Source organism: Ensifer sp. 38_S197, assembly GCF_056924495.1.
This window is the reverse complement of record NZ_JBXOVZ010000002.1, coordinates 1,962,841-1,974,877: the sequence shown is the minus strand read 5'-3', so window position 1 is coordinate 1,974,877 and position 12,037 is coordinate 1,962,841. Positions and strand designations below refer to the sequence as shown.

The window sequence follows — 12,037 nt, the reverse complement described above, 5'->3', positions numbered from 1 at the left end:
CATAAGTTAGAGCGGAATGCGGGCGGAAAACCGCAAACACTTTTCCTCGTCCCGCTCTGGAAGAAATCAATAAAAAAGTGCGCCAATCATACGAGTGGCGCACTGCTTTGAAAACACGCGGGAACGGGCGTTCCGCGAAGGATCTCAATAGTCGTCGCTCTTTTCCGGCGGCACGAGACCTTCGATGCCGGCCAACAGTTCCTCTTCCGACATGCGGTCGAACGTGATCGCTTCCGGCTGATCCTCGTCTTCGGCAACCTCGGCGAACGTGGTCTCCGATTCCGACTGAAGCAGCGAAGCCGGGTCGGGCTCGGGCTCGTCCACTTCAACATGCTTCTGCAGCGAGTGGATCAGATCTTCCTTGAGATCGTCGGGAGAAAGCGTTTCATCGGCGATCTCGCGCAGCGCAACGACCGGGTTCTTGTCGTTGTCGCGGTCGATAGTGATGGCGGCACCCTGAGAGATCAGGCGCGCGCGGTGGCTGGCAAGCAGAACGAGTTCGAAACGGTTATCGACCTTGTCGATGCAATCTTCGACGGTGACGCGGGCCATTGCCTGTCCTTTTGGGCTCGAAGCGCGGCGGCATGGCCGCTGCACGGATTGACGACACGAAACCGGAAACAGCCGTCTAGCGACGGCCTCGTCGGCTCCGATTTCTGGAATTAGCCGCCCGGATACAATCAAAACAAGGCAAGTTCAAGTTTTTCCTTCAAGTGACGCTCACGTAACGTCACACTTCGTGATAAAATGCGATCCAAATGGGCTGGAAAACCTTACTCGCAAACACCTGGTTGCATTGTAGGCCACAACGCCAAAACGCCTGGTAGAAAAGGCATTCCAGGGATGTGGACTATCTATAGCAACTGCTAAAACTAGCTATATTCGCGAGCGCCCTGCTGGAATAATGCAATGCCTAGCCTACATTATTTGCAATATCAGCAATTATTAATGTAAACGACTTATTTTGCGTATCGGCCGGCAGCGGGCCTTTGATGCGCCGGCATTGAAAAGGAAAGACGATGTTTGATCCCCGCGAAAAGATCGCACTTTTTATCGACGGCGCAAATCTCTACGCGGCATCGAAAAGCCTCGGCTTTGACATCGACTATCGCAAGCTGCTGAAAGCCTTTCAAAAACGCGGCTATCTGCTGCGCGCCTACTATTACACCGCGCTCATTGAAGATCAGGAATATTCTTCGATTCGCCCGCTGATCGATTGGCTAGACTACAACGGTTACAAGGTCGTGACGAAGCCGGCCAAGGAATTCACCGACTCGCTCGGTCGCCGCAAGATCAAAGGCAACATGGACATCGAGCTCGCTATCGACGCAATGGAGCAGTCCGAGACCGTCGATCACCTCGTCATCTTCTCCGGTGACGGCGACTTCACCACGCTTGTCGAAGCGCTGCAGCGCAAGGGCCGCAAGGTCTCGGTCGTCTCGACGATGTCGACCCAGCCGCCGATGATCGCCGACGACCTGCGTCGCCAGGCCGATCACTTCATCGACCTCGCGACGCTGCGGGCAGAGATCGGCCGCGAGCCTTCCGAACGTACACCGCGGCATACGGCCGAACCGGTGGCGGACCCCGTCGAAATCTAAAACGGCACAATCAGCGAAGCGCTTTCAAGCTGGAGCTCGAAGGGCGGATCAACGCTTTTGGGCAGACGATGGCGGCGCCGTGTCGCGCGAGCCTCGACCTCCATGGGCAAGGACCTTCGGTCTGGTCGTGTTCGTTGGCATTGACCGGTGGCGACGATCTGGCAGACTTGCGATCGTTTAGCCGCGGTCCTTCAGCAGGCGGCTTTTCTGCCGGTTCCAATCGCGCTCTTTCGAGCTCTCGCGCTTGTCGTGAAGCTTCTTGCCCTTGCCGAGCGCTAACTCGAGCTTGGCCCGGCCGCGCTCGTTGAAGTAGATGCGCAGCGGAATCAGCGACATGCCTTCGCGGTTCACCGCGCCCTGCAGACGATTGACCTCGCGCTTCGACAGAAGCAGCTTCCGCCGCCGCCGCGTTTCATGGTTGAAGCGGTTCGCCTGCAGATATTCCGGCAGATAGGAGTTGATCAGCCAGATCTCGCCGCCTTCGTCCGTCGCATAGGATTCAGCGATGTTGGCCTTGCCCTCGCGCAACGACTTGACCTCGGTGCCGGTCAGAACCAGACCGGCCTCGTAGGTGTCGACGATCTCGTAGTTGAAGCGGGCCTTTCGGTTTTCCGCCACGACCTTGTTGACCGTGCGCTGGCTTCCTTTGGGTGCCATCAGTTCATCAATCCTGCATGCCTCAGTGCCGCGTCGATCGCTGCCTCGGTTGCCGGCTCCAGGGTCGACAACAGCGGCGAGCGTACGGCGCGGCTCATCCGGCCAAGGCGGTTCAGAGCATATTTCGCACCGCAGAGACCGGGCTCCATGAAGATCGCCTTGTGCAGCGGCATCAGCTTATCCTGATAGGCGAGCGCCTTGGCGAATTCGCCGGCAAGCGTTGCCTCCTGGAACTCGGCGCAAAGGCGTGGAGCCACGTTGGCCGTAACGGAAATGCAGCCGACACCACCATGGGCGTTGAAGCCGAGCGCGGTCGCGTCCTCACCGGAAAGCTGCACGAAATCCGGGCCGCAGGCCATGCGCTGCTCGGATACGCGCTCGATCTTGCCGGTCGCATCCTTGACGCCGATGATATTGGCATAGGCCTTGCTGAGCGCCGCCATCGTCTCGACATGCATATCCACGACCGAACGGCCGGGAATGTTGTAGATCACGATGGGCAGCTTCACGCTCTCGGCGATCGCCGCATAATGCGCGAAGAGGCCCTTCTGCGTCGGCTTGTTGTAATAGGGCGTGACAACGAGGATCGCGTCGGCACCGGCCTTTTCGGCGTGCTGGGCAAGCTCGATCGCTTCCGTCGTGTTGTTGGAGCCGGCGCCGGCAATCACAGGCACCCGCTTGGCGGCCGCCTCGATGCAGAGTTCGACGACTTTCTTGTGCTCGTCATGGGAAAGGGTCGGAGACTCGCCGGTGGTGCCGACCGGCACGAGACCATGGCTGCCTTCTTTTATCTGCCATTCCACATGCGCGACGAAACCATCCACATCCACCGCGCCGGTCGCGGTGAACGGTGTTACGAGAGCGGGAATGGAACCCTTGAACATGCACAACTCCTGACGGCACAAGGACGCGAAATGCACTCATGCTTTGGCCGTAATCGACGGTTAAAAAACTGCCGCACCATAATCATGTGAGGGGGCTGCGGCAAGCGTCGTGACACGGCATTTCACGCCGGTTTTCGTGCAAAAGCTTGACGTTCGGCCCGCATGATGGTCCCGCTCAGCCACAGGCTTGCGCGGCAAGGTACGATTGCCATGATCAATATTGGCCGCTAGTCTGCCTCAGACAATCCGGCGGCAACTGATGTGAGACACGGGGAACACAGCCTCTTGATGCGCGGATCAATTTTCCTGCCCGTCGCCGCCATCATCGGCGCTGCGCTGCTCACATCGCCGGCGCTTGGTTCCGAAACGCCGGAACGAATACCGGTCCCGACCCACAGACCCGACAAATCCGGCAAGGCTGCGCCAGTTGCTGCCGACGAGACCACCAACGCCATTCCGGCAATCGTCGCGCCGATCGACAGCGATCTGAAGGCGGGACTCGACGCCCTCTCCAACCGGCAGCCCCTGGCCGCGATTGCCGTGTGCAACACCATGAGCCGCGACGCGCTGGATCGTCACATCCTGACCTGGGCGATTGCCGTTTCCGGCCAGCGCGGCATTCCCTCCTATGAGATTGCCGATGCCCAGCGCGAACTGCAGGGTTGGCCCGGCTTGAAATCCCTGCGCGCCAATTCGGAACGGGCGCTCTATCGCGAAAACCCGCCGGCACCCGACGTCCTCGCCGCCTTCGGCAACACGCAACCCGAGACAACCGAGGGAACCCTCATCCTTGCTCGCGCGCTCGTCGCCCAGGGACAACCGGATGCGGCTGCGAAACGGTTGCGCGAAATTTGGCAACGGGATGCACTCGACAAGGACATGGAGACCCGGATTTTGGCGGAGTTTTCCAGCCTGCTGACGCCCACCGATCACCAGCGGCGCATGGCTATGCTCCTCTACCGCAACCGTGTCGAACAGGCCGAACGTTTTGGCGACCTCGGCAAGGCGCAGTCGCTCTACCGCGCCTGGGCAGCGGTCAGCCGCGGCAACGACAAAGCAGATGCACTGATCGCGGCGGTCGACCCTTCCTGGCGCAGAGATCCCGCCTATCTTTTCATTCAGATCGAGTTCCTGCGCAAACAGAAGAAATACGAGGAAGCAGCCAAGTTGCTTGCCCGTATGCCAAAGGACAAAGGGGCACTCATCAACCCCGGCGAATGGTGGGTCGAACAACGCGTGGTCAGCCGAGGCCTGCTTGACGCGGGCGACTTTGAGGGCGCCTACCGGATCGCGGCCAGTCATGCGGCAACGGATGCGACCGATATCGTCGATGCCGAATTCCACGCGGGCTGGTATGCGCTTCGCGGCATGGAAGATCCGGCGATCGCCGCTCGCCATTTCCGCCGTATCCTCGAGGTCTCCAACCGCCCGCTTTCCGCCTCGCGCGCCTGGTACTGGCTGGGCCGATCAGCCGAGGCTGGCGGACCCGGCAATGCCAGCGAGTGCTTCGCCAATGCGGCACGCTACCCCGGAACGTTCTATGGGCAACTGGCCGCCGCCCGACTTGGCCGCAAGACGCTGAACGTCGCCTACCCTGCCCCAACGGCAGATGACCGGACAAGATTTGAGATTCGTGAAGCGGTGCGTGCGATCACCCGGCTTGAAAGCGCCGGCCACGCCTGGCGCGCCGAGAGTATCTACCGTGCGCTTGCGGAGGAGCTGACCAGCCCCGGCGAACTCGCGCTGCTTTCGGCGCGAGCGGAGAAGGCCCGCAACCATCAGCTTTCGCTCCAGATCGGCAAGATTGCATTCGGGCGTGGCATCGACGTCGCCGCCCTCGCCTTCCCGGTCGGGGTGATCCCTTCGACCGCCAATATCGACGGCTCCGGCAAGGCGCTGGCCTATGCCATCGCGCGACAAGAAAGCGCCTTCAATCCTGCAGCCATCTCCACCGCCAATGCCCGCGGCCTGCTGCAACTGATGCCGGGTACCGCCAAGGGCGTCGCCAGCCGCTATGGCCTTGCCTATTCGCAGGACAAGCTGACCAGCGACGCCGGCTACAACGCCACGCTTGGCGCCCACTATCTCGGCGAACAGATCAGCAGCTTCGGCGGGTCCTATATCCTGACCTTCATTGCCTATAATGCCGGTCCGCGCCGGGTTCCGGAATGGCTTGGCCGCTACGGCGATCCGCGCGGCAAGCCGATCGACGAAGTCGTCGACTGGATCGAGCGCATCCCATTCCAGGAGACGCGGAACTATGTCCAGCGGGTCATGGAAAACTATCAGGTCTACAAGTCGAGGCTCGGCCAGACGGCCGACATCGTCGAAGATCTGAGAATGGGGCGGCAATAGTTTGAGTTCTGACTGCCGTGATCAAGCAATTGTGATAGTCACTGCCGGCACAAACGGCGATTTCAACCATTTTCTTCCTGAAGGTTCGATCTTTCCTGAAGGAAAATGGTGAGTGCGATGAAGACATTGACAATGATTGCGCTGTCGCTGGCGACAGCGATGAGCAGTGTCCCGCCAGCCGAAGCCTTCCCCACCGCTCCACAGGTTGCCTCTCAGGCGAGCGATGTCCAACGGGTGCAATTCTCTTACGAGCGAGGTGAGGAGCGCAAGAACGGGCGCAACTGCTGGCCCAATTGCAGAGGCTACTATCGAGATGGCCGACACGGCTATTATCGGGACGGATACTATCGGGATGGCTATTATCGCGACCATTATCGCGGATACTATCACCACCACCATAATGATGTCGGCGCGTTTTTCGGTGGTCTCGCCGCGGGTGCGATCGTCGGCGGTTTGTTGAGTCAGCCGAGATATTATAGCGGTGGCAGTCCCCACACGCGCTGGTGCTACGCACGCTATCGGTCCTATCGTGCCTGGGACAATACCTATCAGCCCTATGGCGGCCCAAGGCGTCAGTGCTATTCGCCCTACTGACAACACATGATGCCCGGTTGTGTGATGGCGATACTAATGTGCTCCAGCGGAGCATTTGATTGGCCAATACGCGTCTTAGCGGCGCTCGCCAGACTCCGACATCACCGCTTGCCCTTTCCCCTTCAACGGCTACGATCCGACTGGTTTTGAAGGAGACTGCGTATTCCAGTGAAGTCGGCCGCTGATTCCGAAACGAAGCCGGCCACCCATTCCAAGTTCATTCCGGCCACGATTCCGATTTGAAGCCGGCCAGTCGATGTGCCCCTGGGTCGTTGTTTTGAATGGCTCCTGATTGTCGCGCGGTCAAGCGGCGGATGGTGTTTGACGCTGCTTTCGCAAGCTCTCGCCGGAAAGTTCGATGCGGTAGGCGTTGTGGACGAGGCGGTCGAGGATCGCGTCGGCGATGGTTGGATTGCCGATCATGTCGTACCAGTGTTCGACGGGCACCTGACTGGTGACGATGGTCGATCGCCTTTCGTATCGGTCCTCAACGATTTCCAGGAGATCACGACGCTGCTCGTCGTTGAGCTTCTCCGGGCCCCAGTCGTCCAGGATGAGCAAGTCGGTTCTGGCGAGCGCCTTGAGCACCTTGGGATATCGGCCGTCGCCGCGCGCCAGCGCAAGGGTGGCGAACAGCCTTGGAAGGCGGTGATAGGCGACGGAGAAGTCCTCGCGGCATGCCTTGTTTCCGAGCGCGCAGGCAAGCCAGCTCTTGCCGACGCCGGCGGGTCCGATCAACAGCAGGCTGTGGCGCTGAGAGATCCAGTCGCAGCCGGCGAGCTTCATGAAGAGATTGCGATCCAGGCCGCGGGCGGCGCGGAAGTCAGCGTTCTCGATCTGGGCGTCATGGCGCAGCTTTGCGGCGCGGGCTCTCGCCTCGAAGCGCTTCTGGCGGCGCGTGGTCGCCTCGCGTTCGAGCAGCAGTGCAAGCCATTCACCATGCTCGAGGTGTCTCGCTTCCGTTTGCGCCTCGAGTTCCTGATAGGCACTGGCCATGCCTGTCAGGCCGAGTTCGCGCAGCATGTCGATGGTCGGATTGGTCAGCATCGTTTGATGTCTCCTCAATGAAAGTAGCCGGGACCACGCAGATTGGCGTGTTCCATGACGGCGGCGGGTTCGGTGGAATGTCTGGTGGCCTTGTGGGTGGCTATGAGCGAGGCAATCGTCTTGCAGGTGAGGCCGCCGATCTCGACGGCCCGTGCCGAAACGGCCTCGGCGCGCTCGCGGCCGATGTCGCGATAGAGGCGCAGGATGCCGAGGCAGGTTCGGAAGCCCTGCTCGGGATGTGGCCGGCTGGCGAGAATGGCGACGATCAGCCCTTCGGTCTGCGGACCGATGGACGCGCCCCAGCGCCGGAAGCGCTCCGGCGTCCATTCGGCGTATCGGCGGTGGGAGCTCGGCATGTGCGCCGGGTCTGTTCCATAGCGCGGCCCGCCATAGCGGCGCTGATGGACGGCGACGCGTTTGCCGCGGTGGAAGATCTCGATCATCCGCGCGGTCGCCCGGATATCGACCTGCTGGCGAATGAGCGCGTGCGGGACGGAATAGAAGAAGGTCTTGAACTCGGCATGGTAATCCGTCGAGACCCGCGCAAAGCGCCATTCGGCGAACTCGTACTCCTCGGCGGGCAAGCTTGCGAGCGCCGCGCGTTCGACCGTCTCGAAGAGATGGCGGCGGCTGACACCCAACCGGCGCATGACATGATTGTTGATGCGCTCCAGCACGTCGGCGATTGCGGCATTGGCCTCGGCGAGCGAGAAGAACGTCTGTTTGCGCAAGCGGCCGAGAAGGCAACTCTGGGCGAAGCGCATTCCGTTCTCGACCTTGGCCTTGTCCTTCGGGCGTCGCGGTCGGGCCGGCAGAACGCCGACACCATAGTGAGACGCCATCATGCCGTAACTGCGGTTGATCTCGGGATCGTAAAAGCTGGCGCGGCTGACGCCGGACTTCAGATTGTCGGGCACGACCAGACGCGGCACGCCGCCGAAAAAGGCGAACATGCGCACATGTGAGCCGACCCAGTCCGGCAAGGTCTGGGTCCAGGTGGCCTCGGCGAAGGCGTAGCTCGACGCACCGAGAACGCCGAGGAACAGCTCCGCCTCGCGGATCTCGCCGGTCTTGCGATCGACGATCGGCACCTTCTTGCCGGAATAGTCCACGAAGACCTTGTCACCGGCCGCATGCTCCTGGCGCATTGTCGGCGATAGGCGCTGCTCGAAACCACGGAACAGCTCGCAGAAACGGCTGTAGCCGTAGCCGTCGGGGTGGACGCCGCGATATTCCTCCCAGAGGATCAGCAGCGTCACGCCGGGCTTCTTCAATTCGATAGAAAGCTCCGCCCAGTTCGGCTCGTGCCGTCGCCGTTGGCCCTGCTTGACGCCGGCGCGGGCGAAAAGCCGGTGCTCCAGAGCATCGTCTGTCAGCTCTCCTGGCAATGGCCAGCTCAGCCCCGCCATCGCAGCCCGCTTCAGGTTATCCTGGACGGTACTGCGGGCAACGCCGAGGATCACCGCAATCTCTCGGCTGCTTGTCCCGCTTCCGGCAAGCCGGAGCATCTGTCGTAATTGTCGCATGGTCAGCCTTCTCTTTGCTGGCATCAAACTCTCCTCGTGTACCGGGAGGCTTGATGCCAAAGTTGCTGACCCAAGGGGTATCTTCAGAGCCGGAAACCGGCCGGTCTTTGATTGGAATCGTGGCCGGCTTCAAATCGGAACGGTGGCCGGATTTTGATCGGAATGGCGGCCGGCTTCAGATCGGAATCCGCAGGAGACCGAGGATGGATCAAGGCGTGTTTCGCGAACACCGCTTCCGCGGGACCGGCGGCTTGCAGCTCTACGCACGGACCTACCGCCCCGAGCCTCGGCCATCAACGACGATACCAATCGTCTGCCTGCCGGGGCTTACCCGCAACAGCCGCGACTTTCACGAACTCGCCACCTTCCTCGCATCCTCACCGGGAGGCGGACATCCTGTCGTTTCCCTCGACTATCGCGGCCGCGGCAACTCGGAGCGCGACGGCGACAAGAGCCGTTATGCGATTGCGATCGAAACCTGCGATGTCATCGCCGCCTGCGCCCATTTCGCTATTGATAAAGCCATATTCATCGGCACTTCCCGCGGTGGACTAATCCTGCACCGCTTGATCGGTGACGCCCCCGGTTTGATCGAAGCCGCAATTCTCAACGACATCGGACCGATCGTTGAAATTGAGGGGTTACTGGCCATCCGAGACTATCTCAACACGGCGCCCGGACCGGTAAGTTGGGCGGCCGCGCCCGACTATGTGAAAGCCCTGCATGGGGACGATTTCCCGATCCTTCGTGAATCCGATTGGCAGCAGATGGCAAGAGCGATCTATCGGGACGAAGGCGGCATGCCTATCGCCGATTTTGATCCGGCAATCGCGCAGCAATTGCTGGGTCTGACGGCTGAAACGCCGTTGCCCGATCTCTGGCCCCAATTCGATGTCCTGGCGGAGATCCCGCTCATGGTTATCAGGGGTGAGCGCTCACGACTCCTCTCGCAAGCGACGGTTCGGGAGATGATTGAGCGACATCCCGAAATGGTAGAATTCACCGCGCTGGGCCAGGGGCATGCACCATTGTTGCACCTCGATGGCCCTCGCGAAGCGATTACCGCCTTTCTCGACGGCATTTGCGTCGGCGCCAAGCGCGCTCGGCTTAAGCGGCGCCCCGGCACGCGCTGACAATTCGACTTGCATGTGCACCCGTCGGAGATCAGCCAAGGATTGGCTGAGACGACCACCCAATTGCGACGCTTCGGGAAAACGAAAAAACCCGGCTCGAAAGCCGGGTTTCTCTCTTCTGACCGAGGTCAGATGATCTTAGAAGTCGCGCTGCAGGCGGACGAAACCGAATACCTGATCTTCTTCGCCGTCAGCATCTTCGTACTGAACCGAAACGCGGGTCGCCAGACCTTCGGTGATCTTGTAGTCCAGCGTTACGCCAGCGCGCCATGCGTCGTCGTTGCTGAAGTCATCGAGCGAGCCGTGGCTCAGACCGTCGAAGTACTGAACGCCGGGGGTGATAGCGAGCTTGTCGGTAGCGTTGAAGCGGTACGACGCAGCAACGGTCCACTCAGACTTTTCCCAGTAAGCGTTCGGGTTGGAAGCCCAGATACCAGCGAGCTGGAAGACGCCCGGGCCGAGGTCAGCCGAGAGCAAGCCGCGGATCGCGCCTTCTTCGAGTTCGGAGTCATAGCCGCCGAGCAGGTCGAAGGAAACGCCGCCGACCGAAGCCGAAATGATACCGGAAACGCCGATGCCGTTCGGATGAGTGGTGGCGCCTTCGAGTTCGTCAACCGAGAGACCGGCCTGGAACGAACCGCCGTCATAGAGGTAAGCGATCGAGTTGAATTCGGTGACGTTGCCGAGCGTGTCGGTTTCGCCGTTCAGGCCCTTATCCCACCAGTTGTAGAAGAAACCAGCCTTCAGGCCGCCGAGCTGGATGTATGCTTCATCGACGTCGATGAGGCTGTCGCCGACGTCGGAGTCGTTGTCGGCGTTGAATTCAGCGGCAAAGAAGCCGGTGAGCGTGCCGTACTCGGTGTCGCTCTTGGCATCGAACGAGATGTAAGCGCGCGAGAAGGCATCCCAGTCGGACGTGCCGGCGTCGCCCCAGCCCTGACGACCGTTGACAGCGTCACGACCAAACGAGGTCTGGAAGCGGATGAAGCCACCGATCTTGAGGCAGGTTTCGGTGCCCGGGATGTAGAAGTAGCCGGTGCCGAAAGCGTCGCAAACGCGAACGTATTCCATGGGCTCCGGCTCGGCTGCGACGATTGCGTCGGCTGCCTGGGCGCCGGAGACTGCTGCGAGAGCAGCAGCGGAGCCGAGAAGAAGGCTCTTGATGTTCATTTCTGACCTCCAGTCAAAAGTTTCAAACGGGTCTGGGTATTTTGCTGAAGGACAGCTTTCCCTGCCCCATCCCCAACGTTCAAGAAGTCGGACGATCAACCGCCCTTGCTTCCGGAGTTGAAAATACAAGACCGGATCATCGGCGCAACGTCCAACTAGCGAGATCACGTGCTTTGCATCGCCCTTCGCCAAACGCTGTTGCTGAAACGACACAAAATCGCCGCAGACCCCTTAAGAAAATTAACAAAGCATTAAGAAAACCCTTTGCTGGCAGGGGTTTAGCATGCGGGGAACATGTACGGCCTGTTTCAGAAAGAGGCAGAAAGCTGCCCAAAATAGGGGAAAGCGCGGCCACAAACGCCGACTCCACCTCGGCGGCAAACAGCTAAAACAGCATTCTCTCCAGGAAACGAGAACAGGATGGACGGTTCGAGACCGAAAGAATCATCAGAATCAATGCCGAGATTCGCCAACGAAACGCATCCTTGATTCTGATCCAGCGTGAAACGCGGCCGCCACCGGCACGAAGAAGACGTCAACCGATGAACAAACCCACAGAGATCTCGACGGCAGTTGATGCAAGAGAGAGAGAGAGAGAGGGAGAGAGGGAGAGAGCGCGGGTCGATGATCAACGACCGACTTGCGGGCGACCGGCGAAAGCAAGAGCGATGTCTGCCGGAAGTCCCGTATCTTTTGCGAAACGATCCGCCGACACCCCGTTTGCGCGAAGCTGTTACGCAAGCGCTAGGCTCAGGCGGCCATTCATGTTTCTGGATCGCAGGAAAGGGATGGCGGAGAAGAAGGGATTCGAACCCTCGATACCGTTTCCGGTATACTCCCTTAGCAGGGGAGCGCCTTCGACCACTCGGCCACCTCTCCGTTAGCGCCTGACTAGTGTCAGTCAGCGGCCAATGCAAGATTTTTTTGTCGTTTTCCGGCAATTCCCCTCATTTTCCGCGCGGGCCTGCCCTGTAAGAAGCGAGCGTGTGGGTTTAGCGACAGGCCACCTCTCGAGCCAAGCAGGAAGCGCCGGAACGTTTCGGCGCCTGCCGGCGTCTGATTCTCGCTCG

10 protein-coding genes and 1 tRNA gene are annotated in these 12,037 nt (G+C 60.4%); 4 read left to right on the top strand and 7 right to left on the bottom strand.

Going from position 1 to position 12,037, the window contains the following annotated elements:
• Positions 1-144 precede the first annotated feature (144 nt).
• Complete coding sequence (gene rpoZ / locus AC1Z3V_RS22650; RefSeq protein WP_173515996.1) at positions 145-552, bottom strand: DNA-directed RNA polymerase subunit omega; 408 nt, start codon at positions 550-552, stop codon at positions 145-147.
• Between the two features lie 467 nt (positions 553-1,019).
• On the opposite strand from rpoZ, the gene AC1Z3V_RS22645 reads away from it, so the two are divergent.
• Complete coding sequence (locus tag AC1Z3V_RS22645) at positions 1,020-1,601, top strand: LabA-like NYN domain-containing protein (protein WP_057252816.1); 582 nt, start codon at positions 1,020-1,022, stop codon at positions 1,599-1,601.
• Positions 1,602-1,778: 177 nt separating this feature from the next.
• Here AC1Z3V_RS22645 and smpB read toward each other — a convergent pair whose 3' ends face one another.
• Both smpB and dapA read right to left on the bottom strand, forming a co-directional pair.
• Positions 1,779-2,258: an SsrA-binding protein SmpB gene (gene smpB / locus AC1Z3V_RS22640; protein WP_429808219.1), complete on the bottom strand. Its 480-nt coding sequence runs from the start codon at positions 2,256-2,258 to the stop codon at positions 1,779-1,781.
• Complete coding sequence (dapA, locus tag AC1Z3V_RS22635; RefSeq protein WP_483501843.1) at positions 2,258-3,142, bottom strand: 4-hydroxy-tetrahydrodipicolinate synthase; 885 nt, start codon at positions 3,140-3,142, stop codon at positions 2,258-2,260. Before dapA ends, smpB begins: the two co-directional genes overlap by 1 nt.
• A gap of 288 nt (positions 3,143-3,430) precedes the next feature.
• Here dapA and AC1Z3V_RS22630 point away from each other — a divergent pair, with 288 nt between their 5' ends.
• Together AC1Z3V_RS22630 and AC1Z3V_RS22625 are read left to right on the top strand one after the other, a co-directional pair.
• Complete coding sequence (locus tag AC1Z3V_RS22630; RefSeq protein WP_483501841.1) at positions 3,431-5,497, top strand: lytic transglycosylase domain-containing protein; 2,067 nt, start codon at positions 3,431-3,433, stop codon at positions 5,495-5,497.
• 117 nt (positions 5,498-5,614) lie between these two features.
• Positions 5,615-6,091, top strand: a complete 477-nt coding sequence (locus tag AC1Z3V_RS22625) for a BA14K family protein (RefSeq protein ID WP_483501840.1) — start codon at positions 5,615-5,617, stop codon at positions 6,089-6,091.
• Between the two features lie 303 nt (positions 6,092-6,394).
• On the opposite strand, the gene istB is transcribed toward AC1Z3V_RS22625, so the two are convergent.
• Positions 6,395-7,138, bottom strand: a complete 744-nt coding sequence (istB, locus tag AC1Z3V_RS22620; protein WP_483501838.1) for an IS21-like element helper ATPase IstB — start codon at positions 7,136-7,138, stop codon at positions 6,395-6,397.
• 14 nt (positions 7,139-7,152) lie between these two features.
• Positions 7,153-8,688 carry an IS21 family transposase gene (gene istA / locus AC1Z3V_RS22615; protein ID WP_184337366.1) on the bottom strand — a complete coding sequence of 512 codons (1,536 nt, stop codon included), beginning with the start codon at positions 8,686-8,688 and terminating at the stop codon, positions 7,153-7,155.
• 179 nt (positions 8,689-8,867) lie between these two features.
• On the opposite strand from istA, the gene AC1Z3V_RS22610 reads away from it, so the two are divergent.
• Positions 8,868-9,797, top strand: coding sequence for an alpha/beta fold hydrolase (locus AC1Z3V_RS22610; protein WP_483504134.1), 930 nt, complete (start codon positions 8,868-8,870; stop codon positions 9,795-9,797).
• A 138-nt stretch (positions 9,798-9,935) separates the two neighbouring features.
• Here the strand turns inward: AC1Z3V_RS22610 and AC1Z3V_RS22605 are convergent, their stop codons facing one another.
• Positions 9,936-10,967, bottom strand: coding sequence for a porin (locus tag AC1Z3V_RS22605; protein ID WP_483501836.1), 1,032 nt, complete (start codon positions 10,965-10,967; stop codon positions 9,936-9,938).
• Between the two features lie 789 nt (positions 10,968-11,756).
• A tRNA-Ser gene (locus tag AC1Z3V_RS22600) sits at positions 11,757-11,846 on the bottom strand.
• Positions 11,847-12,037 lie beyond the last annotated feature (191 nt).

What these genes read in the sequence shown, in the direction of transcription:
- rpoZ (WP_173515996.1), bottom strand. Translation starts at nt 552, where the DNA reads ATGGCCCGCGTCACCGTCGAAGATTGCATCGACAAGGTCGATAACCGT.
- AC1Z3V_RS22645 (WP_057252816.1), top strand. Translation starts at nt 1,020, where the DNA reads ATGTTTGATCCCCGCGAAAAGATCGCACTTTTTATCGACGGCGCAAAT.
- smpB (WP_429808219.1), bottom strand. Translation starts at nt 2,258, where the DNA reads ATGGCACCCAAAGGAAGCCAGCGCACGGTCAACAAGGTCGTGGCGGAA.
- dapA (WP_483501843.1), bottom strand. Translation starts at nt 3,142, where the DNA reads ATGTTCAAGGGTTCCATTCCCGCTCTCGTAACACCGTTCACCGCGACC.
- AC1Z3V_RS22630 (WP_483501841.1), top strand. Translation starts at nt 3,431, where the DNA reads ATGCGCGGATCAATTTTCCTGCCCGTCGCCGCCATCATCGGCGCTGCG.
- AC1Z3V_RS22625 (WP_483501840.1), top strand. Translation starts at nt 5,615, where the DNA reads ATGAAGACATTGACAATGATTGCGCTGTCGCTGGCGACAGCGATGAGC.
- istB (WP_483501838.1), bottom strand. Translation starts at nt 7,138, where the DNA reads ATGCTGACCAATCCGACCATCGACATGCTGCGCGAACTCGGCCTGACA.
- istA (WP_184337366.1), bottom strand. Translation starts at nt 8,688, where the DNA reads ATGCCAGCAAAGAGAAGGCTGACCATGCGACAATTACGACAGATGCTC.
- AC1Z3V_RS22610 (WP_483504134.1), top strand. Translation starts at nt 8,868, where the DNA reads ATGGATCAAGGCGTGTTTCGCGAACACCGCTTCCGCGGGACCGGCGGC.
- AC1Z3V_RS22605 (WP_483501836.1), bottom strand. Translation starts at nt 10,967, where the DNA reads ATGAACATCAAGAGCCTTCTTCTCGGCTCCGCTGCTGCTCTCGCAGCA.